This window comes from Novosphingobium sp. 550D (assembly GCF_057401885.1).
This window is the reverse complement of sequence record NZ_CM171613.1, coordinates 3,614,196-3,639,853: the sequence shown is the minus strand read 5'-3', so window position 1 is coordinate 3,639,853 and position 25,658 is coordinate 3,614,196. Positions and strand designations below refer to the sequence as shown.

30 protein-coding genes are annotated in these 25,658 nt (G+C 63.1%); 1 reads left to right on the top strand and 29 read right to left on the bottom strand.

Translation table 11 applies throughout. The features are described 5' to 3' along the window. Window positions 1-39: 39 nt before the first annotated feature. From AC2S2E_RS17295 to AC2S2E_RS17155, 29 genes are all read right to left on the bottom strand, one after another. Complete coding sequence (locus AC2S2E_RS17295; RefSeq protein ID WP_486523202.1) at window positions 40-834, bottom strand: endonuclease; 795 nt, start codon at window positions 832-834, stop codon at window positions 40-42. Next, a complete protein-coding gene (locus AC2S2E_RS17290) occupies window positions 827-2,176 on the bottom strand; it encodes a DNA cytosine methyltransferase (protein ID WP_486523201.1) in 1,350 nt (449 codons plus the stop codon). The genes AC2S2E_RS17295 and AC2S2E_RS17290 overlap by 8 nt, the downstream gene beginning before the upstream one ends. 133 nt (window positions 2,177-2,309) lie before the next feature. Beyond that, window positions 2,310-3,311, bottom strand: a complete 1,002-nt coding sequence (locus tag AC2S2E_RS17285) for a contractile injection system protein, VgrG/Pvc8 family (RefSeq protein ID WP_486523200.1) — start codon at window positions 3,309-3,311, stop codon at window positions 2,310-2,312. Beyond that, window positions 3,308-3,763: a phage tail protein gene (locus tag AC2S2E_RS17280; RefSeq protein WP_486523199.1), complete on the bottom strand. Its 456-nt coding sequence runs from the start codon at window positions 3,761-3,763 to the stop codon at window positions 3,308-3,310. Before AC2S2E_RS17280 ends, AC2S2E_RS17285 begins: the two co-directional genes overlap by 4 nt. Further along, a complete protein-coding gene (locus AC2S2E_RS17275; RefSeq protein WP_486523198.1) occupies window positions 3,763-5,598 on the bottom strand; it encodes a phage tail tape measure protein in 1,836 nt (611 codons plus the stop codon). The genes AC2S2E_RS17280 and AC2S2E_RS17275 overlap by 1 nt, the downstream gene beginning before the upstream one ends. Window positions 5,599-5,741: 143 nt before the next feature. Continuing rightward, window positions 5,742-5,879, bottom strand: coding sequence for a GpE family phage tail protein (locus tag AC2S2E_RS17270; protein ID WP_486523197.1), 138 nt, complete (start codon window positions 5,877-5,879; stop codon window positions 5,742-5,744). Continuing rightward, window positions 5,879-6,205: a phage tail assembly protein gene (locus AC2S2E_RS17265; RefSeq protein ID WP_486522118.1), complete on the bottom strand. Its 327-nt coding sequence runs from the start codon at window positions 6,203-6,205 to the stop codon at window positions 5,879-5,881. Before AC2S2E_RS17265 ends, AC2S2E_RS17270 begins: the two co-directional genes overlap by 1 nt. A 120-nt stretch (window positions 6,206-6,325) precedes the next feature. Next, window positions 6,326-6,835 (bottom strand): phage major tail tube protein, encoded by a 510-nt coding sequence (locus AC2S2E_RS17260; protein WP_486522120.1) that lies wholly within the window; start codon window positions 6,833-6,835, stop codon window positions 6,326-6,328. A 42-nt stretch (window positions 6,836-6,877) separates the two neighbouring features. After that, on the bottom strand, window positions 6,878-8,041 hold the full coding sequence (locus tag AC2S2E_RS17255) for a phage tail sheath subtilisin-like domain-containing protein (protein WP_486523196.1): 1,164 nt from the start codon (window positions 8,039-8,041) through the stop codon (window positions 6,878-6,880). Between the two features lie 16 nt (window positions 8,042-8,057). Continuing rightward, window positions 8,058-8,384, bottom strand: coding sequence for a GPW/gp25 family protein (locus AC2S2E_RS17250; protein WP_486523195.1), 327 nt, complete (start codon window positions 8,382-8,384; stop codon window positions 8,058-8,060). Window positions 8,385-8,561: 177 nt separating this feature from the next. Beyond that, a complete protein-coding gene (locus tag AC2S2E_RS17245) occupies window positions 8,562-9,686 on the bottom strand; it encodes an HPP family protein (RefSeq protein ID WP_476105118.1) in 1,125 nt (374 codons plus the stop codon). 187 nt (window positions 9,687-9,873) lie between these two features. Further along, window positions 9,874-10,425, bottom strand: coding sequence for a phage baseplate assembly protein V (locus AC2S2E_RS17240; RefSeq protein WP_486523193.1), 552 nt, complete (start codon window positions 10,423-10,425; stop codon window positions 9,874-9,876). Beyond that, window positions 10,422-10,967 carry a hypothetical protein gene (locus AC2S2E_RS17235; RefSeq protein WP_486523192.1) on the bottom strand — a complete coding sequence of 182 codons (546 nt, stop codon included), beginning with the start codon at window positions 10,965-10,967 and terminating at the stop codon, window positions 10,422-10,424. Before AC2S2E_RS17235 ends, AC2S2E_RS17240 begins: the two co-directional genes overlap by 4 nt. Beyond that, window positions 10,964-11,566, bottom strand: a complete 603-nt coding sequence (locus AC2S2E_RS17230; protein ID WP_486523191.1) for a lysozyme — start codon at window positions 11,564-11,566, stop codon at window positions 10,964-10,966. Before AC2S2E_RS17230 ends, AC2S2E_RS17235 begins: the two co-directional genes overlap by 4 nt. Beyond that, window positions 11,550-11,792, bottom strand: a complete 243-nt coding sequence (locus tag AC2S2E_RS17225) for a DUF7940 domain-containing protein (protein WP_486523190.1) — start codon at window positions 11,790-11,792, stop codon at window positions 11,550-11,552. Before AC2S2E_RS17225 ends, AC2S2E_RS17230 begins: the two co-directional genes overlap by 17 nt. Beyond that, window positions 11,779-12,030 carry a hypothetical protein gene (locus AC2S2E_RS17220; protein ID WP_476103400.1) on the bottom strand — a complete coding sequence of 84 codons (252 nt, stop codon included), beginning with the start codon at window positions 12,028-12,030 and terminating at the stop codon, window positions 11,779-11,781. The genes AC2S2E_RS17225 and AC2S2E_RS17220 overlap by 14 nt, the downstream gene beginning before the upstream one ends. Window positions 12,031-12,038: 8 nt before the next feature. After that, complete coding sequence (locus AC2S2E_RS17215; RefSeq protein ID WP_486522129.1) at window positions 12,039-12,284, bottom strand: hypothetical protein; 246 nt, start codon at window positions 12,282-12,284, stop codon at window positions 12,039-12,041. A gap of 11 nt (window positions 12,285-12,295) precedes the next feature. Further along, window positions 12,296-14,878, bottom strand: a complete 2,583-nt coding sequence (locus AC2S2E_RS17210) for a hypothetical protein (protein WP_486522130.1) — start codon at window positions 14,876-14,878, stop codon at window positions 12,296-12,298. Between the two features lie 6 nt (window positions 14,879-14,884). Next, window positions 14,885-15,943 (bottom strand): gp53-like domain-containing protein, encoded by a 1,059-nt coding sequence (locus AC2S2E_RS17205; protein ID WP_486523189.1) that lies wholly within the window; start codon window positions 15,941-15,943, stop codon window positions 14,885-14,887. Next, a complete protein-coding gene (locus AC2S2E_RS17200) occupies window positions 15,943-16,581 on the bottom strand; it encodes a phage tail protein I (protein WP_486523188.1) in 639 nt (212 codons plus the stop codon). Before AC2S2E_RS17200 ends, AC2S2E_RS17205 begins: the two co-directional genes overlap by 1 nt. Next, window positions 16,571-17,419: a baseplate assembly protein gene (locus AC2S2E_RS17195; protein ID WP_486523187.1), complete on the bottom strand. Its 849-nt coding sequence runs from the start codon at window positions 17,417-17,419 to the stop codon at window positions 16,571-16,573. The genes AC2S2E_RS17200 and AC2S2E_RS17195 overlap by 11 nt, the downstream gene beginning before the upstream one ends. 214 nt (window positions 17,420-17,633) lie before the next feature. Then, window positions 17,634-18,728 carry a DUF4062 domain-containing protein gene (locus AC2S2E_RS17190; RefSeq protein WP_486523186.1) on the bottom strand — a complete coding sequence of 365 codons (1,095 nt, stop codon included), beginning with the start codon at window positions 18,726-18,728 and terminating at the stop codon, window positions 17,634-17,636. Window positions 18,729-18,892: 164 nt separating this feature from the next. Further along, window positions 18,893-19,375, bottom strand: coding sequence for a phage virion morphogenesis protein (locus AC2S2E_RS17185; protein WP_486523185.1), 483 nt, complete (start codon window positions 19,373-19,375; stop codon window positions 18,893-18,895). Then, complete coding sequence (locus AC2S2E_RS17180) at window positions 19,365-19,865, bottom strand: phage tail protein (protein ID WP_486523184.1); 501 nt, start codon at window positions 19,863-19,865, stop codon at window positions 19,365-19,367. Before AC2S2E_RS17180 ends, AC2S2E_RS17185 begins: the two co-directional genes overlap by 11 nt. A 67-nt stretch (window positions 19,866-19,932) precedes the next feature. After that, window positions 19,933-20,148, bottom strand: a complete 216-nt coding sequence (locus AC2S2E_RS17175; RefSeq protein ID WP_486523183.1) for a tail protein X — start codon at window positions 20,146-20,148, stop codon at window positions 19,933-19,935. Continuing rightward, window positions 20,145-20,636, bottom strand: coding sequence for a head completion/stabilization protein (locus AC2S2E_RS17170; RefSeq protein ID WP_486523182.1), 492 nt, complete (start codon window positions 20,634-20,636; stop codon window positions 20,145-20,147). The genes AC2S2E_RS17175 and AC2S2E_RS17170 overlap by 4 nt, the downstream gene beginning before the upstream one ends. Before the next feature lie 108 nt (window positions 20,637-20,744). Further along, window positions 20,745-21,497 carry a phage terminase small subunit gene (gpM, locus tag AC2S2E_RS17165; protein WP_486522141.1) on the bottom strand — a complete coding sequence of 251 codons (753 nt, stop codon included), beginning with the start codon at window positions 21,495-21,497 and terminating at the stop codon, window positions 20,745-20,747. A gap of 59 nt (window positions 21,498-21,556) precedes the next feature. Continuing rightward, a complete protein-coding gene (locus tag AC2S2E_RS17160) occupies window positions 21,557-22,684 on the bottom strand; it encodes a phage major capsid protein, P2 family (protein ID WP_486522142.1) in 1,128 nt (375 codons plus the stop codon). A gap of 53 nt (window positions 22,685-22,737) precedes the next feature. After that, window positions 22,738-23,586: a GPO family capsid scaffolding protein gene (locus AC2S2E_RS17155; RefSeq protein ID WP_486522143.1), complete on the bottom strand. Its 849-nt coding sequence runs from the start codon at window positions 23,584-23,586 to the stop codon at window positions 22,738-22,740. A gap of 154 nt (window positions 23,587-23,740) precedes the next feature. On the opposite strand from AC2S2E_RS17155, the gene AC2S2E_RS17150 reads away from it, so the two are divergent. Then, window positions 23,741-25,648, top strand: coding sequence for a terminase large subunit domain-containing protein (locus AC2S2E_RS17150; protein WP_486523181.1), 1,908 nt, complete (start codon window positions 23,741-23,743; stop codon window positions 25,646-25,648). Window positions 25,649-25,658: the final 10 nt, after the last annotated feature.

The window sequence follows — 25,658 nt, the reverse complement described above, 5'->3', positions numbered from 1 at the left end:
GAGAGGGCAACGTCAGATATTGGGGAGGAAGATCTATCATCAATCCCGATAGGCCCTGATCTCCCTCGGATCGAGCTCCTTGGCAGGCACCAGCTTATAGTGACGCTCTTCGGCGACCTTGATCTCGTCGTCTTGGAGCGTCAGTTCGAACAGGGCCACGATGCCGCCTTCCATAAACTGCGCGGAGATGGCCCGGCATTGCATGCCCGGAAAGCGCTGTTCGACAAAGCGGATGTCTTGGGTGGTTTGCACCACCCCGATTTGGTCGTTGCCGCCCTTTGCCTGCACCGGGATGATGTAATGACAGCCGCGCTTGTCCAAGCCGACGTAAAGCTCATCGATCTCGATCTGGCCGATGCCTTTGACTGTCGTGCGTAGGTGATTTTGCAGGCTGTAGGTGGTCAGGCCCAGAAATGTGTCGATCAGGCGGTTATAGCGAACAATGGCAAGCAGGGCCTGTTCATCGTCGAGCGCATAGGCCCGGATCAGCTCTGGCGTAGCGTCGGGGATTGAGATTCGGGCGAGGTCTGCCCTGGGCAAGATTCGCGTTTTCTTTACCAGCCGGAAACGATAGCGCGCCCGACCCGCGCCTTCGATGATCCATTCCTGACCATCGGGCTGGGTGCTGAGAATGCTGTCGGGAAGGCTGATCCGGTAGCGGATCGCATACATGACGTCGCCGAGGTTTTTGGGCAGCGTAATCTTTACTTCGGCGGCGATGGTTTCAAGTTCGGCCCGTTCGAATTCGAACGAGGTTACGCCATCCGACCAATAGCGGTGGAAGAGGGTTTCAATGAGCAGGAGATAGCGGTTGGGCTGTGATGGCTTAGGCATCAGCCATCTCCTTGCTCATTCGCGCTTCCTCGATTTCATGTTGTTTCCGCTTGCGGGCGCCGCTTTTGCGGTCGCGCTTGCTTGAAGGCTTGGTGACGGAAAAATGGGCGGCGGCCTGCGACATTTCCATATAGAGCAGGTTCGGATCGCCCAGCTTGATGGTGCCCTCGGGGCGGGCGGGTTCGATATTCAACGCTTCCATAACGGAAAAGCCGATTGCCCTGGCGAGCGGAGGCGGCACGGAATTCCCGATTTGGCGGGCACCATGCCATTTGGTTGCGTGCAGCCGGAACCAATCCGGGAAGCCATGAAGGCGGGCCATTTCGCGGACGGTTACGCAGCGATTGTAGGCATAATGGATCGGGCGGGGACTGGTAAAAGCACCGCGCGCGGCATCGGTGCCGGCGCGCAGCGTGTTTGACAGGCCATTCGGCGCCAATTTGAAAAAGCGGCTTACCGGTTCGACGGCGCCAGGAGGCGTTTTTGCGAAGCGTCCCCTGGAAATTTCGGTGTGGTCGGTGCGGGCACTCGACGTCAGCACGCCGGATTTCCAATCGCGCACATAGCCGAAATGCCAAGCATCGTTGGTCTGGCAGCGCAGCTCGGCCGCATAGGGAGATGGCTTGCCAAAGCCGGTTGCTTTCACATTGTCGCTGTCCAGCAGACCAAAGAACCGTTCCGCATCGGGGAGATCGCCCAGGGCATCCGCACAAGTGGGGCCGAACGGAAGATTGGGAATAGGCTTTTTCGTGTCAGCTGCGTTTGTGCTAGCCAATGGATGGGTAGGCAGTTGGGTGCCCTTTTTCGCACCAAGCAGGATCAAGCGCTGGCGCTTTTGAGGGACGCCATAATTGGAGGCGTCGAGCACTTTGGCGGGGCTGACGTCATAGCCCTTTGCACCGAAGGCGGCGATGATTTCTTCGAGAAAGGCCTTGTGCCTGCCAACGGTAAGGCCTTTGACATTTTCAAACACAAATGTCCGCGCGCCCAATTCCGCCACGATGCGGACAAATTCCAGCACGAGGCTGTTGCGGGGATCATCGAGGACACGCTGGCCAATCATGGAAAAACCTTGGCACGGCGGGCCACCGAAGACGCAGTCGACTTGGCGATTACCAATGCCTGCAGCTTCTCGGATTTCCAATGCTGAGAGGCCGACGACCGATTTGGGGATCACGGCTGTATCGGGGAAATTGAATTTGTGGATGGCGCAATGGATCGGATCGATTTCAACCGCCGCCGCTACGTCGAAGCCAGCCTGTTCGAAGCCCAAAGATAGGCCGCCTGCACCGGCAAACAGGTCGATTGCGATCGGTCTCAAATTACCCTCGTTCAGAATCATGCGTTGCGTCCATGACGAGATGGCGCATCTTGCGAAACGCGATTTTGGTGGATTGAGAGCGGGGATGCAAGGTTAGGACAGAAAGTTCCTGTTTTGTCCACTGTCGTCTGTCGACAACTCTGCGATGTTCACGCTACGCCCCCTCAAACCTCACCATCTGCTTGATCCCACCGGCATCCATGGTGGTGTCGATGCTCTCGATCAGCCACTTGGTATCGCTGACCGCCGCGCTCCATCCGTTGAGCGCGGCCTGCTGATTGGGCCGCAACCGGCAGTCCGCCACGGCGAGGTAATACTCAAACCTACTCTTCGCGCGCAGCCGCTTGGCAAGGTTGGATTTGGCGGCGCGGGTGGCGCTGCTCTTGCTGGCGTAGATGTGTTTGAGGCGGTAGGCATCGCCCGAACCTTCGCTCACCGTCTTGCGCGCGCCTGTTGATCCATCGTGATATTGCGCCTGTACGCCGGTCTGCGCGCCGCGTTCGGCGCGGATGTAGCGCCATTGCCAGCCATCCTGCCGCGTCAGGGTGATTGCCGGGATGGTTTGGCCGCCCGCCGTGGTGGCGGAGCCTTTGGGCAGGAACAGGATCTTGCGGTCTTTCCATGTCGCCACCGCGTCGAAGCGTTTGCCCAGATCCTGTACCAGCGCCATGTCGGATTTGTTGTGCTGTTCGAGCGCCTCGATAGGCCCGCCCGCCAGATCGGGGTGGACGCGGGCGGTGATGCCGTGGCGCGCGGCGATATCAGCGATCAGCGCGCCCAGCGTGGTGTCATGCCAGACGCGGTTGCGCCGTTTCGCATAAGTGCCGGCCAGATCGGCAGAGCGGGCGCGGATGGTCACCACATCGGGCAGGCCGCTTTCCTCGACCTCATCGACGCGGAAGCGGCCCTTGTCGATCAGGCCAACGGGGTGATCGTCGATCCGGCTTTCCCAGCCCAGCGACAGCGAGAGGATCGCCCCTGCGCTGGGCACGGCCAGTTTGCCGTCCATATTGTGCAGCGCGAGGGTGAGTTCATCCGCCGATCCGTCCCGCCGTTCGACCAAGGTCAGCGATAGGAAGCGCGGGTTGATCTTGGCCGCGAGATCCGTGCCATTGTCGAGCGTGAGGCGCAGGCCAGCCTTGTTCCCCGCCATCATGCCACCCGCGAGAGTTCAAGGGCAAAGTCCACCATGCGCGGGATGCCGCCCGCCATGATGACCTTGTGCGCCTGATCCAGAGCATCGATGCGGTAAAAGCCCCAGAGCGTGCCGAGGCCGTCGAGCAGCGGGAAGGCGTCGCCGGTGTCGGCCATGTCGATCAGGAAAGTGAGCGCGCCGTAATGGCCCGCGACCTCTGGCACGATCGTGCCCGCGATGGAGACATGATCGTCACCCGGCCCGGCGAACTGGCTGGCCGGGCGGGCGAGGAAGCGGTCGTTCTGTTCATGGCGCCATGTCATCCGGCGCGAGAGCTGGTCATAGGCGGCCTGCTCCATTCCGAAGGTGAAGAGGCCCAGCGACATGAGGACGGCGGGGGAGAGCAGGTCGCGTTGGTTGATCGTGGCCGGGGTGGACAGGTCGATCAGGCTGGAGGAGGAAAGATCGGCCATCAGCGTCCATCCTCGCCGTTCATGTTGGAGCGGGTTTTTACGCCCTGGGCGTGGTCGATCTTGCGGATGACGTGATCGGCGATGGCATCGGGGCTTTGGCCGGGGGCGGGATAGACATTGAGCGTGACCGGGCCGCGCGCGGCAGCGCCCGCCATGGCCGATGCAGCGGGGCGGATGGGCGTCATGGCGGGCAAGGGGTTGGCGACTTTGGCACCCGCCCAATTGGCTTTGGGGCCGGGCACCGTTGCATTGGGTTTGGCCGCGCCGCCTAGCCCCAACTTTTCCTTGATCCAGTCCCAATTCTGATAGGCGGCCACGCCCGCGCCCACGGCCAGCAGGAACCAGCCCGCCGGATTGGTGAGCATGAAAGCCGCCAGCCCGCGCAGGGCCACCAGCAGGCCGGTGATGATGCCGGGCACCTTGGCCGCCGAGGCGCCGAGGAAGGCCATGCCGCCAGCAAGACGGGGGAAGATGGCGACCACACCGCCCAGCGTTTCAAACTGTTTGAGCAGACGATAGCCAGTGGCCACCGGGCCGAGCAGGCCGCCAAAGGCGAATTGCAGCGCGCCAATGCCGATGCGGGCGGCTACCAGTCCGCCGAGCAAAGTCATGAGCGTGCTGGTGAGTTCAGGATTGGCCTGTGCGAAGGCCACCACGCGGGAGATCATAGTGTCGGCAGATTTCAGGAAGCTGGTGGCGGCGGGCAGGAAGCCATTGCCCAGCGTGATGCCGAGGCGTTGGACGGTGCCCATGAAGTCGCGCCATTTGATGCTGGCATCCTGTGCCTCGCGTTGGGCGAAGGCTTGGTCCACGGTGCCGCCGCTGCGCGCGATATCGGCGCGCATCTTGCGGAAATCCTCCATGTTGAGGATCAGCGAACGCAAAGCGCCTTGGGCCTGCATATCCTCGAACAGGTTGCCCATTTTGGCATTGTCGCCGCCGGTGGCCTTTTGCGTGAGGCCAGCGATGGCTTCGAGCGGGGTTTTGCCCTCGCGCGCTGCTTTTTTCAGGGCATTGGGCAGGTCGATGCCAAAGGCTTTGAACTTCTTGACCGTTTCGGGCGACTGGATCTTGCCCAGCAGGTTCTGAATATTGTTGGCGGCCTGATCCGCATCGCCCGCGCCGCGCCGAGCGATTTGCAGCGCGGCGGCAAGATCGGCAACGGCGGGCGTGCCCTTTTGCCCCAGCGCCTGCATTTGCGCCGTCAGCGAAGGAAACCAGCGGGCCATATCCTTGACCTCAAACGCCCCGGCATTGCCCGATGCGGCCATGATGTCGAGGGCGCGGGAGGTTTCGCCGATCGGCACTTTCAGGTTGTTGAGATTGGCAAAGGCAGCGTTCGCGCCGTCGGCCAAATCCACCTTAAACGCGGTGCCCAGACGTCCAATCGGGCCGATCATTTCAATCGCCTTGCGCGGATCGAGGCCGAGGCCGGAGAGCGTGTCGATGCCGCTGCGCATATCTTCGGGCAGTTGGTGGGCCACCTTGGCCAGATCGAGGATGCGCGCGGCCATCCGGGCGGTTTCCGCGTTGGTGAGTTCGGCCTTTTGCTGAATATCGACCATGCCGCTGGAGAAATCCATCGCGGCCTTGCTGGCCAAAATAAAGGGCGTGGCCATGCCGACGCCGCCCAGCATGTTGTCCTGGCCGCGCTGGCGATAGTCGGCGCCGGTGCGTCGGATTACGGTGGCATCGGCGCGGATCGCGGCAAGCTTCTTTTGCCGTTCAAGCTGACGGTTGGTCTGGGCCAGTTGTTGTTCCAGATCGCGCTCGCGGTTGACCAGCTGCGTGATATTGCCCGCGCCTTTGGCAATGTCGGTCTGGACCGAGCGCAACTGGTTCTCGAGCTTCTTGGTCTCGCCCGTCAGCGCCTAGATTGATTTGGAGCCATCGCGGCCCAGCCCGACGATGTTCTTCATCACGCCCGTCATCTTGTCGATGGCGATGAAATTGACCAGCAGCGAGAGCTTCTTGTCGCTCATGGCTCACCATCCTTGCCCGCCCACATGCGGTTCCAGCTGTCCACGGCAAGGGTGCGCCAGAGGATCAGTTCGTCGAGCGTGAGGGCGGCAATCTCGGAGAGCGGCCAGTGGAAGATGGCGGCGATGTCGGCCATCAGCTCTTCGGCGTGTGCTGTTCGATCACCATTTCCAGCAGCTTCCTCTCGCCCGCCGTCATAAAAAAATCGCGGATCGCGCCCCCGATTTCGGCCAGATCGGCAGGGTCGAGCAGGTCGGCCTCGGCATCGGTGATGGGCGGCATGGTGATGCGCGGGGTGACCGTCAGGATGGCGGTGATGTCGAGGCTGAGCAGGTTTTGCAGCGAGAGGCCGCGCAACTGCCCCGCGCTGGGCTTGCGGATGGTGAGTGCCTCGATGGCGGTCTCGCCGCGCATGATGGGGGCCGCGAGGGTGAAAGTGTGGCTGGCAGAGGGTGCGGACATGGGCGGGGCTTTCAGATAGCGCGGGGGCGGGGAAGGGCCGGTGGCGGAGAGGAGACCACCGGCCCACCGGAGACACGGCGCCCCGCAAAAGGACCGTGCGGCCGGATCTGAGAAAACGGATTATCCCGCGAGGATGGCCATGATCTCGGCATAGCGATCGACGCCGCCGACAATGTGGACGCCCGCGATCATGTCGATTTCAACTTCGACCACGCCGTTCACCTCGCGCCGGTAATAGGACAGCGCGGCCTTGTATTTGTGTTCGGTGGGGTCGCCGGGCTTGTCCTTGCCAAAGTCGATTTCGGTGAAGCGCCCGCCGATGAAGATGTCGACGGCTTGCGGCGCGCTGCCATTGTCGGCCTGATAGGCGCCGACCAGGCGGATGCGGGTGCCGTTGATGGCGGGCGTGCCGAATTGGCGGACAAGGGCGGTTTCATGGCCGCCAAAGGTGAGCGTGGCCTCCATCGCCTCGATCCCCTGGTCCAGTTTGACCGCGCCGGGCATGCCGCCCCCGCGCCAGTCGGAGGTGACCAGCGCCAGTTTGGGTTGTTCGAATTCGCCGCAGCGCCCGCGATAGTCGGCGCCGTTGATGAAAGTGTTGAGGTTTTTGAGGGTACGGGGAAGGCCCATGGGACGCTCCTGTCAGAAGGGGGCGGGGAGGATCAGTCGTAATCAGGCGGCGACCTGCGAGGCGAAGTCGGAGTAAAACTCCTCGGTGATGGCGAAATCGACCGTGGGGTTTTCAAAGGGCGCGCAAGGGGTGAAGCGCAGGGCAAACTTGGGGCGCCCGGCGGCCAGTTCGGCCCCGGTGTTGCCGGTGTCGGCCAGCGCGACCTTGGCGCCCATAATCCAGCCGGAGGTGGCCAGTTCGCCGAATTTGGTGTTGCAGCTTTCGAGCAGATCCTTGACCAGGGCGACGGTCATCGGTTTATCGAATTCCGGCGCAAAGGCCTCGATCACGATATCCTGCAGCGCGTGGAGCGTGCGGACGGCGCTTTCGAAGCTGTATTCCGACTGATCCTCGCCCGCGCAGGTGGTGTTGCCCCAAAAGCGGAAGCCGCCCCATTCGCGGATGATCGTGACGATGCCCGCATCGTTGAGGACGCCCGCCTCGGTGCTGGGGTCGAGCAGGTCGAAGGCGATGTTGCGGGTGAGCGCGGTGACGCCGTCCATCGTGACATTGCTGATGGTTTTGTGCCAGCCCGTGCTTTCGTCGATCCGGGCGCGCAGGCCCAGCGCGCGGGCGGTGGCGTCGCCAATGAAGGTGGGCGAGGTGTTGGGCCAGATCAGGGTGAGTTCGCGGGCGGCAAAGGTTTGGCGATAGGCCAGCACCGCCGCGTCATCATCGCCGATCGCGCGGGCATAGGTGCGGCCCCGCAGGCGCTTTGCCGCGATCACCAGCTGCGCGGCGACCTCTGCCGTATCGAGGCCGGGCGCGCCGATGATGCGGGGGCGGACGTTGACCACCGATTTGGCCGCGATCAGCGCCTGAAGGCCGGTTTTTACGCCGCCCGTGTTGCCACCGATGACATTGGCGCTGGTTTCGGCCTCATCCTCGCCCTCTGCCACGCGGACCACGACCAGGACGGGGGTGACCTGATCGGCGATGGCTTCCAATGTGGGCAGGAGCGTGCCGCCGGTGCCCGCCTTGCCGATGGCATCGGCGATGTTGGTGATCAGCACCGGCGTATCGAGCGGGAAGGCGGCATCGAGCGCGGTGGTGGCCGCGCCCGCCGCCGCGCTGGCCGTGGCGATGATGCCGATGACGGCCATGGAGGAAGTGGCGAGGCTGCGCGCCCCGCTGGTGGATTCGGTGAGGGTGAGGCCGTGGGGCATGGGCGGTTCCTTTGCGTCAGGCGCTGATGGAGAGGGTGACGGGTTTGCCGGTGTCGGCGCGTTGCCCGCTGATCTGGATGGTGAGCGCTCCTCGCGCGGGCGCGCCGAACAGGCGGACGCGGGCGATGGAGAGGCGCGGCTCCCATGCACGGATGGCCAGCACGGCGGCGGCGCGGATCAGCATGGGGGTGGCGGCATTGATCGGCGCGTCGATGAGGGACGGGATCAGCGAGCCATAGGTGCGGCGCATGACGCGCGAGCCGATAGGCGTGGTGAGGATATCGACCACCGACTGCGCCAGATGCGCATCGCCCGAGAGGGGCTTTCCAGTGGTGGCGTCCATTCCGTTCATGGGGAACGGGATGACGGTTCACGCGCGCGCGGGGTAGAGGGCCTGGGCGTAACGCGGCGGGTTACGGGGGATGCGGTGGGCTATGGGGGAGTTAGGGGGCGGAGTTTGCGACGTTCCTACGGTTTGCCGTTCGCAAATCGAACGGCAAAGGTTGCCTTGGCAGCTGCTTTAGCTGCTTCCGAGCGCCATTTGCTCAGCGATATGGCCTCGCCAGACCGCGCAAAGCAAATCAGTTTGGCCGACTATGCCCACGAGTTGACCGGCACAGTCGACGATCAAAGCTTCTTTGTAAACACCGCCCGATAGCAACGGAAGTAGCTCGTCGATGACTGTATCCGGTGAGGCAACACAGGGTGAAGTGTCCATCAAATTCGCCACAGTTTGGGTAATATCCCCTACTAGCAAAGACTCGATACGAATCAGCCCTTCGAAGCGACCGCTTGCGTCCACCACAGCAAGCACCGGTAGGCGGTCTGCCGCAAACATCTGTTGGGCCTGCGCCAGCGTGGCATCTACTGGCAGTCTGGACAGGTGGGTTTGCATGATCTGCTCACAGCGGATTTCGCCATGAAGCCGCCGCCAAGCCCGGCCTTCTACCTGCCTGAACAAAGTGTCGAGATCGGCCGGACTGACATCGATTAACTCGTCATATTGCGCGAGTACGCTTTCGATGTCAGCGACCGAATAGCCAGCCCTGGGCGGCGTGGCGGCAAGATAGCTGGCGGCGCGGTGTGGGTAATTGCCCCTCACCGCGCCATGGTATATCCAACCTAGCGTGACCAGCAGCACGCTGTTCAAGCCCACAGGCACCCATGCGAATTGCCAGCCCGCCGCCGTAATCGCATGCCCTCCGATTACCGCCGTCAACGCGCAAGCGCCGCCGGGAGGATGCAGGCAACGCGCCAAGCTCATGACGGCAATTGCACTGGCAACCGCAGGCGCCGCAGCGAGCATCGGATCTGGCAAAATCTTGAGCCAGAGAATGCCGCATAAAGCCGAGAGCACATTACCCCCAACAATGGCCCAGGGTTGGGCCAATGGGCTGTTGGGCACGGCAAACAGCAAAACCGCCGATGCTCCCATCGGTGCGACCAGGAAAGGCAGCGACGAAGACTTGCCCAGCCACTGTGCGGAGATGACAGCAGTGAGGACGATTCCAAACAACCCTCCAAACGCCGCCAAGCCAAGCCGGGGCGCGGTTGTTGCCGGTTGAATGCCCAGCCACAGCCATAATCTGGTTGGCCAACGCGCAATTGGTTCGGCATCGGTGCTTGAGATCGGAGCGTCGCTCATCAGCAATTCCGCGCTTGCAAAGTTGGCGGCAAGTTCAGTGGTTCCTCGGCATGGATTGTCTGTGCCCTAGGCGGCGTGGAACAATTTCACAAGGCCACGGCTTTTGCACCAATCGGATGACGGTTCAAGTTGAAGCGTTGCTGGAAAGTCGGGCGCGAAGCCAATGTGGTCTGAGGCTATACATTTGTTAAACAGCTACCCCCGACACCGCCCCGCCTGCCTGCACTCCGCCATGCCTGTGTGCCTTCAGGCTGATCCCGCCCGCGACCACATCGCCATCGGCGGTGATATCGCCTGTGGCATGGACCGTTCCCGCGTCCAGCGTGATGGTTGAGGCCTTGATCGTGGCGCTGGCGCCATCGGGCAGGGCGGCGGCCAGATGGTGGGTTTCCGGGTCATAGGAGAGCACTGCGCCATCGGCGAAGGTGATCAGCTCGGCCAGCGTTGAGGCGGGGGCGGGGTGGTTGTCATTGTTGAGGCCCGCCAGCGCGACGCCATTGCCGATTTGACCATCGGGGCAGAGGAGGAGGCATTCCTCGCCCACGGTGGGCGGTGACCAGCGGCGGGTGGCGCCAGCGCGCAGGGCAAGCCAGCGGATGGGCGGGCTTTCGATGGCGCCATCGTCGGCATCGGGATCGCCAAAGCGCACCCGGCAGCGTGGGGGCGAAAGCGTCACTGCGCTGATGACGCCCAGGCGGATCAGCGTCGAGGGATCGAGGGGGATGTCATCGTCACTCATTGGCCGATTCTTTGCGCCCAATCATGCGCCGCCTGCGCATAGGCCCAATCCGCGTCACAGGTCAGCCAGTCGGAGCGGGTGATCCAGACGCGGGAGATGTCCGCCATGATGGTGTCGGGGGCGGGGATTTCAGAAAGCTGGGCATGGTCGGTTTGACCGGCGGCGGCGCGATGGGCGGGGGCGTTCGCCCGCAAGCCGTGGTCAGCAGCATAGGAAGCAAAGCGGCCAGTGGAGCCAGAGGCCAGCGCCGTGTGGTTCGTGTCTGCATGATCGGCGTCCTTTTTCGATTGCGCCTGATAGGCAGCCCGCGCGGCGTGGGCTGTGCGGCGCTCGGCATTGAGCGTGGTTTGCGTGTTCCGGGCGGTGCCTTCCCATTGCGCGGCGCGGTGGGCCTGCCACCCGGCCAAGGCCAGCGCGATCAGCGCCATCGCGGCCCAGATGCGCGCAGGCGAGGCTGCGATCCAGCGCAGGAGCGCCAGCGGCCAGCGCCAGAGCGATCCGGTGATCAGCGACAGGATGAAGCGGGCGATGGCGCGGGTCATGCCGCATCCCTCAGGCAGAGGGCCTGTTCACGCTTTCGCCGATCGACAAGGCCCTGCAACACCCGGCCACCGGCGCGGTTGAACCATGTCAGCGCATCGCAGGCCCCGCGGATTTGCCCCGCGTTGATCCGGGCGCGCATGGTGGAGGCGCAATAGCGCGGCCACCCCACATTGTGGGCCAGTGACAGGGCAGCGAAGCGCACGTTATCCCGGCGCGGAATGGTCAGCGCGAGGCCCGGTGTACAGGCCATCACACGCGCGGCATCCGCCGTAATCCGCGTGATCAGCATCGAGGCGCATTGCTCCTCGGTAAACTCGCGGCCCACCTTGATCCCTTCGCCGGTCAGCCCATCGCAGGCCGTCGCCACACCCACCATGTCGAGATAAGCGCGCAGGTACTGCTTGCCGCTGATATGGGTGATCGTGGCGGTCCCGGCTTGAGGCGAGACGGCGACCGCCACCTTGCGGCCGCTTTCCTCTTTGGGCACCTCGGTCAACACCAATTGCGTGGTGGCCGGTCCGATCAGCGCCAGCAGGGCCACGATCAACACGACAACCCCGCCGCGTTTGGGCTGGGCGGTGTCAGGCTGCGTCGCCATCGCTCTTGCTCCCCTGCTGGATCAGCCGCGCGATTGTGGGCGCGGCAAAGACGGCGACCCCTGCCAGCGCCGAGGCCAGCGGGCGCCAGCGTTCGGGCACATAGGCGACAAGGCCGGTGAGGATCTGGGGCTGGGCGACCAGCGCGCCGGCCACGACGCCCGCCAGCGCGGCCATGCGCACCGACCACCAGCGCCAGCACGCACGCGCATCTTCAACCAATGTCATCGGGAGCCTCCTGCTTGCGGGCGCGGGGGTTTTTGATCCAGCCAAGCTCGATCAGTTTTTGCACGGCGGTCAGGCAGACCACGACAAGGCCGCCCAGTTGGATGAGGTGAGGCAGGGCCTCCCAGAATTGCGCCAAAGCCATCACCATCAGGGCAAGAATTGTGTCCCACCAGCCGCGCCAATGCGGCGCGGCCAGCGATGCGGTTGCCAGCGGGGGCAGGGGCGGGAGGTCAGCCATCGCAGAACTCAGTAAATCTGGCCCACCACGGAAAAATTCACCGGCCCCGTGATCTGGCCATCCTGCCACGGCCCAAGCTGGCCCTGAATGGCAAGGCTGACGGTTTTGTCATCGGGCACCCCGTCAAGCCATTGGGCCACAAATTCGCCCGCGACAGTGGGGAAACCGGGGCTTGTGCCGCTGGCGGCGGTGATTTGGTCGCGGGCCTCGGCGGGCGAACCTGAAACGGAAAAGGCAAAGGGCGTGATCGACACGAGAAGTCTCCTTATTGAAGGCGGATGATGGGCTGGACGTAAATCCGCAAAGTCACATTGACGGCGGTGGCGTTGGGGATGGCCATGCCGACGCAAGGGCGCACATAGTCGGCCCCACCGTTGAAATAGCTGGCGCTGAATGTCCGACCGAACAGGCGGAACGTGGCGTCGGGCGTGAAGGCAATGCCGCGCTGCAACAGCCATGTGTCGGCGGAATTGTAACAGGCGGCCTGAAGCACGAACGGCCCGGTCGATCCGTCATAGCCCGTGCTGACGGTCGCGCCGGTAAAGTCGCCCGCCATCACCCGCACACCGACTTGATAAAGCCATTGCGCGCTGGCCACAAAACCCAGCGCCCGCGCGGCTTCAAGGTAGAGCGTCCAGCCGTTGCCGTTAGTCGTGGTGCCTGCGATGGCGATTTCCGCAAAGGTGCCGTATTGATCTTCGCCCACGCGGTTGATCGTGGTCGTCAGCCCGCCCGCCACCGTGCCCAGCGACCAGCCGGTCGGCAAAGTGCCCGCTGCCCCGCCAATCAAGGCGCGGTTGCGCGGGGCCACCGGCCAGCGCTCCAGCATTTTGGCGCGGCCCAGCTTGCCCCGGCCCTTATAGAGGTAAAGTTCCCCCGAAACGAACGTGTCCGCCGTACCGCTGGCCACGTTGTACCCATAGACGCGGACCTGCCATGTCGAGGGGCTGGCATGGGGCGGAATGAGAATGTGATAGGTGCCTTTGGTCGTGTTGCCCGACGCGGGCAGCAAGACGCGCCGCTGAAAACCCAGCGCCGAATTGGCATAGTTGAACAGGTCGATGACAACATGCGTCAGCGAACGGCTTGCCGCCTGTGCCAGCGAGATTTCCAGCACCGCAGGGCCGCCCGCCCCGCCATAGGGATCAACAAAGCCCGCCGACATGCCGCCGATGATTGAGGCATATTCGGACAGGCCATAAGGATCGGCCACGGCAACAGCGCTCGAACCGGAAAGATAGGTAAACAGGTTTGCGCTGGGCCACGAAACGATGGGGGTAATCATCGGGTCGTCAATGAAGGGATGCACCGGCATCCGGTTAATGTCACCCGGCCAAAAGCCCGCATAATCGCGCAAGGTGCCAATCTGGGCCGTGCAGAAACGATCCGGCACCCCGCCCGCGTTTTGCGCGAATTCAAAGTCGCTGGACGCGGACAACATGCTTGTCGTCTTGCCGTTCGGAAACTGGATGAAGTCGGTGTAGGTGCCGCCGGTGAACTGATTGTCGCGGGCCGACCAGTTGACCAGTTCCGAAACGTAGGACTTGATAAATGGCGCGTTCGGGTTGGCGATGGAGATCACCTTGTTGCCCACAAAATTGACCCCGCACAATCGCCCGGTGTCAGCCGTGCCGGGGCGGTAGGTGGCGCGGTCTGTGCCGGTCACGCCATCATAGGCCGCCACCAGAATGCGAGGATTGCCCGCGATCTGGCCTTCGTTGCCCATTTTGTTCCAGCCCACTGTGATCGCGTAGCCAGAATTGCCCAACGAACCGCCGCTGGTGTCAGGCACAAACCAAATATCGGCTTTGGTTTCGATCTGGCTTCCCAAACCGATGAAATCGTTGCGCAGGATGTTGACGTTGCCGCCCACGCGGTTGCCCACGACAATGTGATAGGTGTTCGGGCCAAAGCTGTTGTCGCAGACCATCACCTGATCGCACAGCCCACCCCACGCGATGCCGATGGTGCTGCAGCCGGTCATCCCGCCAAGGAAGCAGTCCTTCACCTTGAGGAAAGGGCTGTCAGACGAATTGTTGCTGATCGCGCATTCGGTATATCGGTACATCATGCAGCGAGTGAACTGCACAAGGTTCTGCACGTTCGATCCGGTGCGCGTGTTTTTATAGACGCCCTTGCCGCCCAAAAACATGATGCCATCGCAGACCAGCGAATAGGGTGTGCCGGTCTGGGTACAGAAGTATTTGCCATCAGGAATGCGGATCACCACCGTCCATGGAATGCGGGCAGAGATACGCAGCGAACCGTTGTCGATGGTAAAGTCACCCGCATCATAGATGCCCGGTTCCAGCACGATGCCGTTCTGATATTCGAGCGGGCCAAAAATGCCGAGTGGCGCATTAGAACGGCTTGCCATCATCGCGGCAATGGCGGCGCTCAATCCGGCCTGATCCGCCGCCGCACTGGCACCATTACCCACCGCGCCAAGATCAATCGTGGGTACAAGCGCCTTGGGCTTGAGCCGGTCGGTATAGGTGGCGGTGGGAATAACGCCTGTCAGGCTGGACGAACTGGCCGAGTTCTTGGTGTAGATTTGCACCTGTCCGGAAGAAACCACCGTGTATAGCTTGCCCGAAAGCAGCGAGGTATCGGCCTGCGCCGCTGTCGTGCTGGCATAGTTCGGATAGGGCAGCGCGGCGGCGACGGCCTGCGTATTGTCCAAAATGGTCTGCGCAGCATCGCGCGCGGCGGTGGCGGTTTCCACCATGGGAGCGGCCAGATCGGACAGGCGGGCGCGTTTGGATTGGCCGAATTTGACCACGGGCAAGGTTTCGGTGCCGTCGATGTCGGCGGCGTCCAGCAGGTCTAGCGAGGTGATTTTGACCATGGGGGCTTACTTTCCGATGGCGCGCCAGAAGACCGCGCGGTCGAGGTCGTCGCTGAACACGTTGAATTGGGTGACGGAGACTTTGTTGCCGCCCACGCTGTTTCCGCTGACAGCGCCGGTGTTGGGGGTGCGGGCGGTGACCGACAGGTTGATGCTGGCCAGATCGGTGAAGGGGATGGGGAAGTCGAGCGAGGGCGGTGAGCTGGATTCCCCGGCGGTTACCTCGCCCCATTGTTCGATCAGGCCATTGGGCATGCGGCGCCAATAGCCGTTGGCATTGGAGCCGAAGGTGGCGGCATCATCGACCAGGACAAAGGCGGCGGCGTGTTTGCCGTCGAGCAGGTCGGCATCGAGATCCGTGCCCGCGCCATCGACCGTTTTGAGCAGGGTGAGGATGGCCGCGCCGGTAAAGCCCACGCTGTCAAAGGGGACATAGCCCAGACGCGAGACGATATCGGCATACCACGCGCCGTGTTGGCCATCGAGCAGGTCGGCGTTGATCCCGCTGTCTGCGCCATGGATGCGCAGGATCTGCGTCAGCAGGGCGGCCTGCATCGCCGCCGGGGTCAGGGCGCGCTGGGTGTCGGTGCCTGCGCTGGCCTCGGCGTTGGTGGCCAGTTCGACGACGCCCTGGCGCGTGGTGGTGGCGGGCGGGTTGATGAAATTGGTGTCGCCGAAGGTGATATTCTCGGCCTGTCCCTGCGCCAGTTTGATGTCGAGGACGAGGAAGGAGGCGGAAGGCTCTGCCTTGGCGGCGATCGGGCCGGGCTGTCCATAGACGGCAAACAGGGTGCCATCGTCGAGGTAAAGCGCAAAGCCGCGATAGGTATAGGCGTCGGCAGTATCATCCAGCGCGATCAGGTGCAGCGTGTCATCGCCCACTTGCTGGCCCGAAACATCGATCCGCTTGAATTCGCCGGGGAGCGCTTCGAGCGTTGAGGCGACTGTGAAGGCAGCATCGGTCAGGCCAAGCTGGGTGATGACCACCGGGCCGAGCGAGGGGGCATCATCGCCGACAATGGCCGACAGGCCCGCCGCCGTCAGAGTGATGAGCAACGGGTCCATCAGATATACTCCCATCCGGCGCCATCATCGCCTTCGAGCGGTTCGCCATATTCGGTGGTGATTTTAAGAAGGTCGGCGGGGTCGGGGCCGATCATGGTGGCCATGGTGCGGTCCATGGCCCATGCGCGCGCCACGGCGGCCATGGGCAGGGTAACTTTGGCGCGCAGCTGTTGGCGCAATTGAAAATGGGCACGGGCGGGTTTGACGCGGGTCAGGTCGCGGTAGAGTTCTGTGGCGAAGCTGGCCGTAGCCAGATCATCGAACGCGCCATCCAGCGGCAGGGTGCAGAAGAAGGTATAGGGGAGGCCGGTGCCGCCTTCCTCCCACCATTCGGTCAGCGTGATGCGGGGGTCATAATCGGCGATCACCGCCTGCGCAGCGGCGCGGCTGCCCCGGATCTTGGCATTGGGGATGGCGGCGGCGGTGGCGGCGCGGCGCTGCTCCTCGCTCCAGCTTGGGCGCCAGCGATCGACCGACAGACCCCAGGCCAGCCATGGCAGGATGGTGGCGGGGATGGCATCAGGGCGCCACAGGTCGGTGAGCGGCGTCGGGATCGCCGTGATGCGCGCCATCGAGGAGGCCAGCGCATGTTCGAGCGGGCGCGCGTTGGGTGGCAGGAGCGAGGGATTATTCGCCACGGCCCGCCACCGTCAGGGTGAGAGCGGTGCAATATCCGCATTGGGTGGCGTCCATCGGCATGTCTGCCGCCGGGCTTGAGAGCGCAACATTCGAGACGCCCGCGACGCCGATGGCGGCAAAGATGCTGGCGCGGTTGATGTCGCGGCCGATCAGCCGCGCATTGGCGACATAGGCGTCGGCGGCGGCCTGCGCATTGGCCAGAACAACATCGCCATCCGGCCCGTCGAACAGGGTGAGGGCGGCGGTGATCGCGTAGGGGACGATGGTGGCCGATTGGACGATGACTTGATCGGTGAGCGGGCGGGCGCCGGAGAGCGCGGCCTCGACATTGGCGATCTGTTCGGGCGTGGCGGCGCCGTCGCCGGAGGCCGACAGCAGCGAGACCAGGACAACTCCGGGGCTGGGGCTGGTGACGCTGGCGTCGGCGATGGTGCTGTCGGCGGAGCGGACGTGATATTCGTATGCCGATTCCGGCCCGGCCACGCTGAAAGCGTCGGGGGCAAGCTGGATGCGGGCCTTGAACGTGGCGTCGAGTTCGTCGGTCAGGCGGGAAACGCCCAGCAGCGCGCCCAGATGGTCGAGGTTGGCGCCGGTGGCATAGGCCAGCAGGCATTGCAGGGCGCGCTCGTTAAACTGCTGGCGGATCAGCAGTTCGCGATAGGCAGCAACCTCGAGCACTTTGACGGCGGGGTCGCTCTCGACCGTGGCGTCCCAAGTGGGCAGCAGCGTTTGGGTGTCCGCGATCAGCGCGGCGCGGATCGTCTCATAATCCAGCGCCTCCACCACCGTAGGGGCGGGGAGTTGCGAAAGGTCGATGACAGAGCTGCTGGTGGCCATGCGCAACCTGTGCATGGCCTTCGCGCGCGCGGGGAGGGCAAGGGGGCGTAACGCGGAGGGTTACGGGTGGGGGGGGGGGAGGTTTGGGACTTTTCTGCCGTTCGAAGCTGCACACGGGAACATCCGACTGCGACCGAGCCGGCCATTCCTCGAACAACGACGGCATACTCACGGTACTGCAAGCGATTTGCCATTCCGTTAGCAGCAGCGGTCGTCAAAACGGAATATCGTCATTAAAATCGGCAACGCCTGGGGCGGCTACGAGTTCGATGACACCTTTGACGAGTGAAAATCTAGGTTCAGGGGTTGAAGCGATACGGTGACGCCGGGCGAATCTTTGGGCTGCCTCGGTAAAAGGTCTGTCGGAGCCGATCGTGTTCATCAAGCCACATTCGATATAATAGCTGGTCAGACGCTCGAAGGTATTTTTGTTAATCTTGAAGCACTTGGAAGCATCGATCCCCGCGACCTCACCTGCAAGCATGGAACCTATCTCGATGCAGGAAGCCTCTTCATTCGGATAATAATGATCTTCCCCATCCCAATCACTCGTATCCCATTTTAGAGAGCTGAAATAAATCGGGAAAGCCGATATCCAAGTGGCCTCAATAGTTGCAGCTTCACGCGCAACGAATGCGGCCCTTGCCCAGCTGTAGTTTGGGGTGACCTCAAGCAAAATTGCTTCGCTTGCAGATGGAATAGGGGGAAGCGAAAGGTCGATATTTATGTCCTCAAGCGCTTCTCGATATTTGATATTTTCCTTTCTCACCTCATTCAGTTCTTCAAGTGCCTCCACGCTGGCGAGTGCATTTCCGCGGACCCAACCAATCCTACGTTTTGTCGCCTTTGCATGATCAAGTGCCTCACGCACCGCCAGTTTCAGACCGTCGACTGTCGTCCACGATTTGCGAAGCCGATTGGTCTCGACCTCCCTGATGAAAGCATCGAGTTTGTCGCGCCCAACATCGGAATCTTCCGATTTGCTAGCAACGATATCCTGACGATCCCCATGCAGTAGCGCCAAGACTGGAACGCCAATCGACACCGCGTAGCGATATTCCTTTTCCGTGTAGCTCATGCCATCGTCGGCCAAAGCCCCGTAGCGTCCGCCGATGATAAGAATGTAATAGTCGCATGCATCTATTAGACTTTTAATGAAATCCATTTGGCCTTCATCTGCTGCAGGAAAGGATTCCATCTGAACCGGAAAATCACCGGCGCTGATAACGACATCCTGAACCGCACGGCGTTCATCTCTGAGATCGTTGAACGTCGAACTGATGAAGACAGAATAGCGCTTGCTTTGCAATTTGGTGGCCTTTCCCGTGGGCACTGCCCAGTCTCGATCACTTTGCTAATGCACCCAAAACCTACACAATCAAAGCCCCTAGATGTGCTCGAAATGACCGGAGTCGGCTCAATCTGACACTCTCAGCACCGCACGGGAGCGACGTAAATTGGTCGGGTACAGACTTACCCGCCATCCCCTTCCAACATCTCCCCCGCCACCATCAGCGCCAGATCCTCATCCTCTCGCCCAAAGCCCAGCAACCGGCGCTCGGCATATTTCGCGCGGATCTTTCGGCCATTGCGCAACCGGCCCACGGTGACGGTCTGGCCGAACTGGCTGACCGAGCCGACGCGGTCGGCGGTGTTGGAGACGGGGCTGATTTCGACGCCATCGGGGGCGGCGTGGATGCGCCATTTGGCCAGTTTGCGCAGGCCCTTGAACATCTTACTGCCCGAGCCTTTACGCAGGCGCCCGCGTTGATCGAGGCGGGGTTTGCGTGGGGCGAAGGGGACGCCGTCGGGATCGACATTGGCGCCGATACGCTTGAGGTTGGCGCGGCGCAGCAACTGGCCCAGCTTGCGGGTGGCCTTGCGGCGCTGCGCCGGTTCAAGCCCCGCGATGATGCGCCCGAACCATTCCTCCAGCCGGGCGAGGTCATCCGCCATCGGTGGTGTCCCATGGCTGCAGGTCTTCGTCATTGACGGTGATCGAGGTGAGCGTGGGCATGGCGTCGAGGCCGCTCAGCGGCAGGTCATCGCCAAAGAGCGGGGTGGGTTCGGGCAGATAGGTGGCGGTGACGCCGGTGCTGGTCAGCGTGGCGGCGACATTCTGGCGCAGTTGGAGACGGAGTTGGACGTCTGACTTACCGTTGTCCAAAATATCGACATCGAAGTCGAAGGCGTCGGCGCCCATGGCGAACAGGTCGGGCTGGTGGGTGCGCAGCCAGATCAGGATGGCGAGGGCAAAGGCTGCGATGTCCCCAGCGAATTCGATCAGCAGAACGTTCAACTGAAAGCTGAAGGCGAAGGACAGGTCGGATGTGTCGCGCGATTGGACCGTGCCGCGATCGACCCACATGATGAGGTTTTTGGGGCTGGCCTTCAGTTCGGGCATGGCCTCCATCAGGGCGGCGCGCAGGAGGTTGATTTTGAGCATGGCCGGAGTCCTTTGATGGTCGCGTGATTGGCGGCAAAAACCGGTGCCCACTTTTTGCCATCACGCTTCAATCCCAAAGCTGCACGATATCGATGGTGGCGGTCTGGGCGGCGCTGGCGTCGGGCAGGGTGACCAAGGTGCCGCCCGGCAGGCGCGGGCCGATTTCGGCAAGGCCGGGGTTGAGGTCCAGCACCTGTTCGGTCACCGCCGCCGTCTTGCCCAGGACGCGGTGGCAGATTTCATCGACGGTCTCGCCGTCCATGGCGGTGACGGTTTGGGTCACAGCATCTCCACACGGTTGCGGGCGACCGATGCGCCGCCGATGGAGAGCAGGTCGGCAATCGCGGCGTGGCCTTCGCGCCGGTATTCGTCGGCCAGAGCCGCCTTTTCCGAAGCGCGGGCGAGGCCGGTGTCGGAGGAGGATATGTCGCGGTTGCCTGCGGCCAGATCAGCGGCGGCGTAATAGCCCACCGCGCGGGTCCAGAGCAGGGTTGCGCGGTTTTTTCCGTTGAGGGTGTCCGAGGTGACATCGGCAAGACCGACGGCCCCGGCCAGCGCGCGTGCGGTGCGCCATGCGGCCAATTGGCGCAGGGCAGAGAGCATGCCGCCTTCGATGGCGAGGGTGAGTTGTTCCTGTGTGATCGCGCCGCCGCCGATGTTCATGCCTTCACGCACATCGGCCAGCTTGACCGGCGGGAACCAGCCATCGGCCACTACCGCCGCATCGGGATCATCGGGCGGGGCGATGGGGGAGGCGGTGAAGCTGTTCATGGGGCGAGCCTTTGCGTCAAAAAAACGGGTGGTGAGGATGGTGTGGGATGGCTGTCACAAAGGGCGCCGCCCGCGCCAACCGCCCCCCGCCGCCGTGGGGCGAACTGATTATTCGGGAGTGGGCGTGGCCAGTTTGGTCAGCGCCTTGTCGATGGCCTTGATCTCCGAGCGGGTGCCGATGCCATTGTCGAGTTCGAGCGCGCGGCGCAGGTGGGCTAGGGCTTCGGTGAGGTATGCCGCCTTGCCACCGGCGGGGGCGTTGTCGGCGGCGGGGTCGAAGGCTTTGGCGCGGCGGGCGAAGCTGCGGCCCAGCGCCTTGTGCAGCTTGGCCTTGGCCTGATCGTGCATGTCGTGGCCCTCGATCAGCACCAGAATGCGGGCCAGAACGTCATGGGGCACGGCTTCGCTTTGGGTGAGGCTGATCGTGGCCACCTGTTCAGCAAGGAAGCAGGGGATGGTGCTGTTTATCCGTTCGGGCGAGGCGAGGTTAAAGCGGATCGCATGCGCGGCGAGGCGAAGGGCATAGTCCCAATCGCGATAGTCGATGGCCCAGATGAGGTTCCAGACAAGGATCTCATCTTGGGCGGCCTGCCCCTGTTCGCCCGCCAGCAAGACGCCCTCGATCCATGGGGCGAAGGCGCCAGCCATTTCGATCTTGACGGGGTTGCGCGCCTCGATGCTGGCGATGTCGGAGAGGGAGCGCAAATTGTCGTGGAGCAGGACGCGCAGGGCCGCGTATTCCTGACCGGCGGCGCTGTCGCGGGCCAGTTCGGGCGGGGGCGCGTTGGGCGTATCGGGCTGCGCCGCGCCCGATTGCAGGGCGCGCACGCGCATCTGGTGGCGGCGAAAGGCGGAGACCATAAGCGGGGCTTTCCTGTTGCCCGCCCACCGGCAGGGGAACCGGCGGGCGGGCCGGGGGATTACGGGCGGGCGCCGAAGGTGATGTTTTCGGCCATGGTCATGTAATCGGTGCTTTCGATCACATAGCCTTCGTTGACGCTGTTATAGTCGACCAGCGCGGCCATGTTTTCCGGTTCATCCTTGATGTAGCGGCGGCGCGAGCCTTCCTGATAATAGATCGAGAGGTTTGAACTGTCGGTGGCATTGGCGCGGCCCAGCGGGGTGATCGCCATCGTGCCTTCGGGGAAGAAGGGGGCGATGGCGGCGGGACGCCCTCCGATCTGTTTGGTCGACATGATGAGGTCGGAGACGACCTGATCACTGGTCGATTTGCCGCCATCGATCGTGTCGGACAGGGGCCGGTTGATCATCGGGAAGTATTTCTCGTCCACCAGATCCTGCGAAACGATGACGACATGGTCGGTGCTGGCCCGCGCATAGGAGGGCATGCCCGCGATCAGCTCATAGGCCAGCGCATCGATATTCTTGTAATCGCCCGCCGCGTGATTGGCGTCGGGGCCGATGTAGATGGGCGCAGGCGCCCCGGTGGCGGTGGTGACATCGCCCACCGTGACCATGGCGCGGCCCATCACATGGTCGGGCCGTTCAAGGCGCAGCTTGTGCAGCCAGCCAATGTTGACGTCCTCGCCCAGCGGGTTGTCCGCCGCGTCCGTGTCATCGGCGGCCTCGGTGCCGTTAAAGCCCACCGAGATCCGCGAGAGGCCGACCGACACCGCGACATGGCGGGCATAGCGGGCGGCAAAGTCGGGGAATTTTGACCAGGCGTCGATCACTTCCCACGGCAGCATCGTGTCGAAGAGCGTCGAATAGAGCTGGAACTTGCGGTCCTGGAGCGCGCCGACATAGCGCGGGGTGCGCGGCAGGTTCGAGCGGCTCTTGCGGCTTGCGATCATGTTGGACGTGCCAAGGCCGATCACCTGCCCCTGAAGGTCGCGCACGCCCATCACATTGACGCGCTGCAGGAAGCCGACGCTTTCGCGCTGGAGATCTTCGAGGCGCTGTTCGCTGGTGGGCGAAAGGGCGAAATTGCGGCTGATGTTGCGCGTGCCATTTGCGTTGCCGATGGCGGCATAGAGCTGATCGAGCGCGCCGCGACCGCGATCAGAGAGGGTATAAATCTGGGACATTTTTGGTGATCCTTAGCTCGGGATGCGGGGCAAGGTTGGTGGCGCGGGCCGGGTCAGAAGATGTATTTGCTCTGGGCGTTCCCGTTCGAGCCGCCATCGGCAATCGGGCGGCGCTGGAACTGGTGGGCGGGGGCGGTTTCCTGCGCGTCTTCGAGGCTTTTGATCTTGAGCGCCTGGGCATCGGCTTCGGTGCGCAATTCGCTGCGCAGGGCGTCAATCGAGGTGGCGACGGTCTGACCGAACTGTTCGAACATCGGGCGCAGGGCGGCAAAGTCGAGCGTGGCCGGCTGCTGGTTTTCGGGCGGGGTTTCGGGCTTTTCTTCAGGCTTGGGCGCGGGGTTGAAGGTGGCCGCGAATTTGTCGAGCAGCGCGCTAAATCCGGCGAGCAGGCTCTTGCCGCCTTCGGTGGTGATATCGTCGGCAAATTCCAGCGTGGCGGCGGTATCACCCGCCAGATTGATCGAGCCGGGCAGGGTGCGGTTGAATTTCAGGCGGTCGGTGGCGATGGCAGCTGGGCTGTCGGTCAGCGCGACGCCGCCAAGGTAGGAGAAGCCTTTGCCCGCGAAATTGTCGATGATCTCGATCGAAGGATAAACCTTCTGATTGGCGTCATTGAGCGCCTTGGCATTGTCGGTGACATCGAGGATGCCGAACAGCGCCTTGCGCTTTTCGGACTTGCCATTGAAGTCGACATCGACCTCGCCCACCGACAGTTCCAGCACGTCGCCATAGGCGTTGAACGGGGCCTGTCCGCTGACGCCGCGGATATGTTCGATATTGACCCGCGCGCCATAGGTCTTGGGGTTATAGCTCGAGGCCATCTGTTCGAGGTCGCGCGCCTCGATGGTGCGGCCATCCACGGTCGAACCGGCGGTGGCGAGCAGAATGGGTTTGGTCTTCATCGGGTTACTCCGGGGAGGGATGGCGCGGGGCGGATCAGCATGGCCCCTGAAATCCACCCCGCCCGGCATTCCTGCAACGCGCGGGCGCAGTAACCCGGCGGGTTACGCCAGCACCCCGGCGCGCAATGGGGCAAGATCAGGGCATGGCAGGATCATGCCCACCAAAACCGCCCCGAATGACGACGCGCGCCCGGCCACCAGCCGACAGGTGACGCGCGCGAAATCGCGGGAGGCGCGCTCGATGTATCATCGCGGCTTTGACATGGCCGAAATCGCGCGTGAGCTGGGCGAGAAATATGACACCGTGACCAGTTGGAAACGGCGCGGCGGCTGGGACGAGGACAAGCCGGTGCGGGTGGTGCAGGACCACCTTGAGGCCAAGATCGCCAATTACCTTTGCCGGGAGCCCTTCACCGAGGGGGACATGAAGCGCGTCGATTTTCTGGTTCGCCAGATGAAGGAATGCGCCCGGATCGAGAAGTACGGCGAGACCGGGAAGGAGAGCGACCTCAACGAAGCGGTGGGCCGCCGCAACGATGACAAGGCCAAGGCCAAGCGGGCCGACAAACGCAAAAACTTCCTAACGCGAGAGCAGTGGGAAGCGCTGCTCACCGACTTCCACGAGAAGAATGACAGCTATCAGGAAGGCTGGTGGGAGCAGCGCGAGCAGCGCACCCGTAAGATCCTCAAGAGCCGCCAGATCGGCGCGACATGGTATTTCGCCCGCGAGGCGATGGCCAAGATCGCGGAAGCCGTCATCGCGGGCGAACAGCCGCGCAATCAGATTTTCCTGTCGGCCAGCGAGCGGCAGGCCAAGAAGTTCATCCGCGAGATTGTCGGCTGGGTCAAACGCGTCACCGGCGTGGACCTCAAGGGCAATCCGCTGATGCTGGATTTCTCTGGTCTGCACCCGGCGGATGAGGAGGCGGATAGGCCAGAGATCCGGCTCGACGCGGTCGGGCTCTATCCGCTCTCGACCAACAGCAACACCGCGCAAGGCGAGAGCGGCGACTTCTATTTCGACGAATTCTTCTGGGTCCACGGCTTTGCCCAGTTGCGCAAGGTGGCCGCCGCGATGGCGACGCTCACCATTTACAAGCGGACCTATTTCTCGACGCCCAGCACCAAAACCCATGAGGCCTATGCCTTCTGGAGCGGCGAGGAATGGAACCGGGGGCGCAGGAAGGGCGATCAGCGGGCTTTTGATGTCAGCCACCGGAACCTGCGCGCGGGCGCGCTCATGCCCGATGGTTCGTGGTGCCAGATGGTCACGCTCGACGATGCCATCGCGGGCGGGGCGGGCGGGCGCATCGACAAAGAGGAACTGCGCGCGGAATGCAGCGAAGAGGAATTCGAGAACCTCTATAATTGCCAGTTTGTCGATGACAGCGAGAGCAGCTTTCCCTTCAGCCGGATTGCGCCCGCCCGCGTCGATGCATTCTATCGCTGGCGCGATTTCCGGCCCGCGCTGGCCGATGTGCCGGGCGGGCGGCCCTTTGGCGATAAGCCGGTCTGGCTGGGCTATGACCCCAACAAGCAGGGTCGCGATGATGCGGCCCTTGTGGTGCTGGCGCCGCCGGATCAGCCGGGGAAGGGCAAGTTCCGGGTGCTGGCCAAGTACCGGCTCAACGGCAAGGATTTCCAAGGGCAGGCCGATTTCATCAAGCAGGTCGCAGCCCGCTACAACGTGGCCGACATCGCCATCGACACCACCGGGGCGGGGCAGGCGGTCTATGAGTTGGTGGTGGGCTGGTTCCCGCGCGCGCGGCGCATCGCATATTCGGTGGCCAGCAAGACGGCCTTGGTGGTCAAGGCCCAGAACGTCTTCAATTCCGGCCGCATCGAGTTTGATGAGGCGTGGACCGACCTGATGGCCGCGCTGATGGCGATCCGACCCGCGCTGACCGGCAGCGGGCGCGGCGTCACCTATGTCGCGCGCCGCAACGGCGAGATCGGCCATGCCGACCTTGCCTGGGCGCTCTTGAACGCCCTTTCCAATGAACCGCTCGATGCCGGGAACGCCAATGGGGCGGGCAAAGGCCGGGTGGTGTTTTCCGAATGACAGGAGCCTG

What these genes read in the sequence shown, in the direction of transcription:
- gpM (WP_486522141.1), bottom strand. Translation starts at nt 21,497, where the DNA reads ATGGTCTCCGCCTTTCGCCGCCACCAGATGCGCGTGCGCGCCCTGCAA.
- AC2S2E_RS17180 (WP_486523184.1), bottom strand. Translation starts at nt 19,865, where the DNA reads ATGCTCAAAATCAACCTCCTGCGCGCCGCCCTGATGGAGGCCATGCCC.
- AC2S2E_RS17205 (WP_486523189.1), bottom strand. Translation starts at nt 15,943, where the DNA reads ATGGACCCGTTGCTCATCACTCTGACGGCGGCGGGCCTGTCGGCCATT.
- AC2S2E_RS17260 (WP_486522120.1), bottom strand. Translation starts at nt 6,835, where the DNA reads ATGGGCCTTCCCCGTACCCTCAAAAACCTCAACACTTTCATCAACGGC.
- AC2S2E_RS17235 (WP_486523192.1), bottom strand. Translation starts at nt 10,967, where the DNA reads ATGACCCGCGCCATCGCCCGCTTCATCCTGTCGCTGATCACCGGATCG.
- AC2S2E_RS17250 (WP_486523195.1), bottom strand. Translation starts at nt 8,384, where the DNA reads ATGGACGCCACCACTGGAAAGCCCCTCTCGGGCGATGCGCATCTGGCG.
- AC2S2E_RS17255 (WP_486523196.1), bottom strand. Translation starts at nt 8,041, where the DNA reads ATGCCCCACGGCCTCACCCTCACCGAATCCACCAGCGGGGCGCGCAGC.
- AC2S2E_RS17225 (WP_486523190.1), bottom strand. Translation starts at nt 11,792, where the DNA reads ATGACATTGGTTGAAGATGCGCGTGCGTGCTGGCGCTGGTGGTCGGTG.
- AC2S2E_RS17170 (WP_486523182.1), bottom strand. Translation starts at nt 20,636, where the DNA reads ATGAACAGCTTCACCGCCTCCCCCATCGCCCCGCCCGATGATCCCGAT.
- AC2S2E_RS17185 (WP_486523185.1), bottom strand. Translation starts at nt 19,375, where the DNA reads ATGGCGGATGACCTCGCCCGGCTGGAGGAATGGTTCGGGCGCATCATC.
- AC2S2E_RS17280 (WP_486523199.1), bottom strand. Translation starts at nt 3,763, where the DNA reads ATGGCCGATCTTTCCTCCTCCAGCCTGATCGACCTGTCCACCCCGGCC.
- AC2S2E_RS17160 (WP_486522142.1), bottom strand. Translation starts at nt 22,684, where the DNA reads ATGTCCCAGATTTATACCCTCTCTGATCGCGGTCGCGGCGCGCTCGAT.
- AC2S2E_RS17195 (WP_486523187.1), bottom strand. Translation starts at nt 17,419, where the DNA reads ATGGCCACCAGCAGCTCTGTCATCGACCTTTCGCAACTCCCCGCCCCT.
- AC2S2E_RS17150 (WP_486523181.1), top strand. Translation starts at nt 23,741, where the DNA reads ATGCCCACCAAAACCGCCCCGAATGACGACGCGCGCCCGGCCACCAGC.
- AC2S2E_RS17295 (WP_486523202.1), bottom strand. Translation starts at nt 834, where the DNA reads ATGCCTAAGCCATCACAGCCCAACCGCTATCTCCTGCTCATTGAAACC.
- AC2S2E_RS17285 (WP_486523200.1), bottom strand. Translation starts at nt 3,311, where the DNA reads ATGATGGCGGGGAACAAGGCTGGCCTGCGCCTCACGCTCGACAATGGC.
- AC2S2E_RS17155 (WP_486522143.1), bottom strand. Translation starts at nt 23,586, where the DNA reads ATGAAGACCAAACCCATTCTGCTCGCCACCGCCGGTTCGACCGTGGAT.
- AC2S2E_RS17245 (WP_476105118.1), bottom strand. Translation starts at nt 9,686, where the DNA reads ATGAGCGACGCTCCGATCTCAAGCACCGATGCCGAACCAATTGCGCGT.
- AC2S2E_RS17290 (WP_486523201.1), bottom strand. Translation starts at nt 2,176, where the DNA reads ATGATTCTGAACGAGGGTAATTTGAGACCGATCGCAATCGACCTGTTT.
- AC2S2E_RS17240 (WP_486523193.1), bottom strand. Translation starts at nt 10,425, where the DNA reads ATGAGTGACGATGACATCCCCCTCGATCCCTCGACGCTGATCCGCCTG.
- AC2S2E_RS17220 (WP_476103400.1), bottom strand. Translation starts at nt 12,030, where the DNA reads ATGGCTGACCTCCCGCCCCTGCCCCCGCTGGCAACCGCATCGCTGGCC.
- AC2S2E_RS17265 (WP_486522118.1), bottom strand. Translation starts at nt 6,205, where the DNA reads ATGTCCGCACCCTCTGCCAGCCACACTTTCACCCTCGCGGCCCCCATC.
- AC2S2E_RS17270 (WP_486523197.1), bottom strand. Translation starts at nt 5,879, where the DNA reads ATGGCCGACATCGCCGCCATCTTCCACTGGCCGCTCTCCGAGATTGCC.
- AC2S2E_RS17230 (WP_486523191.1), bottom strand. Translation starts at nt 11,566, where the DNA reads ATGGCGACGCAGCCTGACACCGCCCAGCCCAAACGCGGCGGGGTTGTC.
- AC2S2E_RS17210 (WP_486522130.1), bottom strand. Translation starts at nt 14,878, where the DNA reads ATGGTCAAAATCACCTCGCTAGACCTGCTGGACGCCGCCGACATCGAC.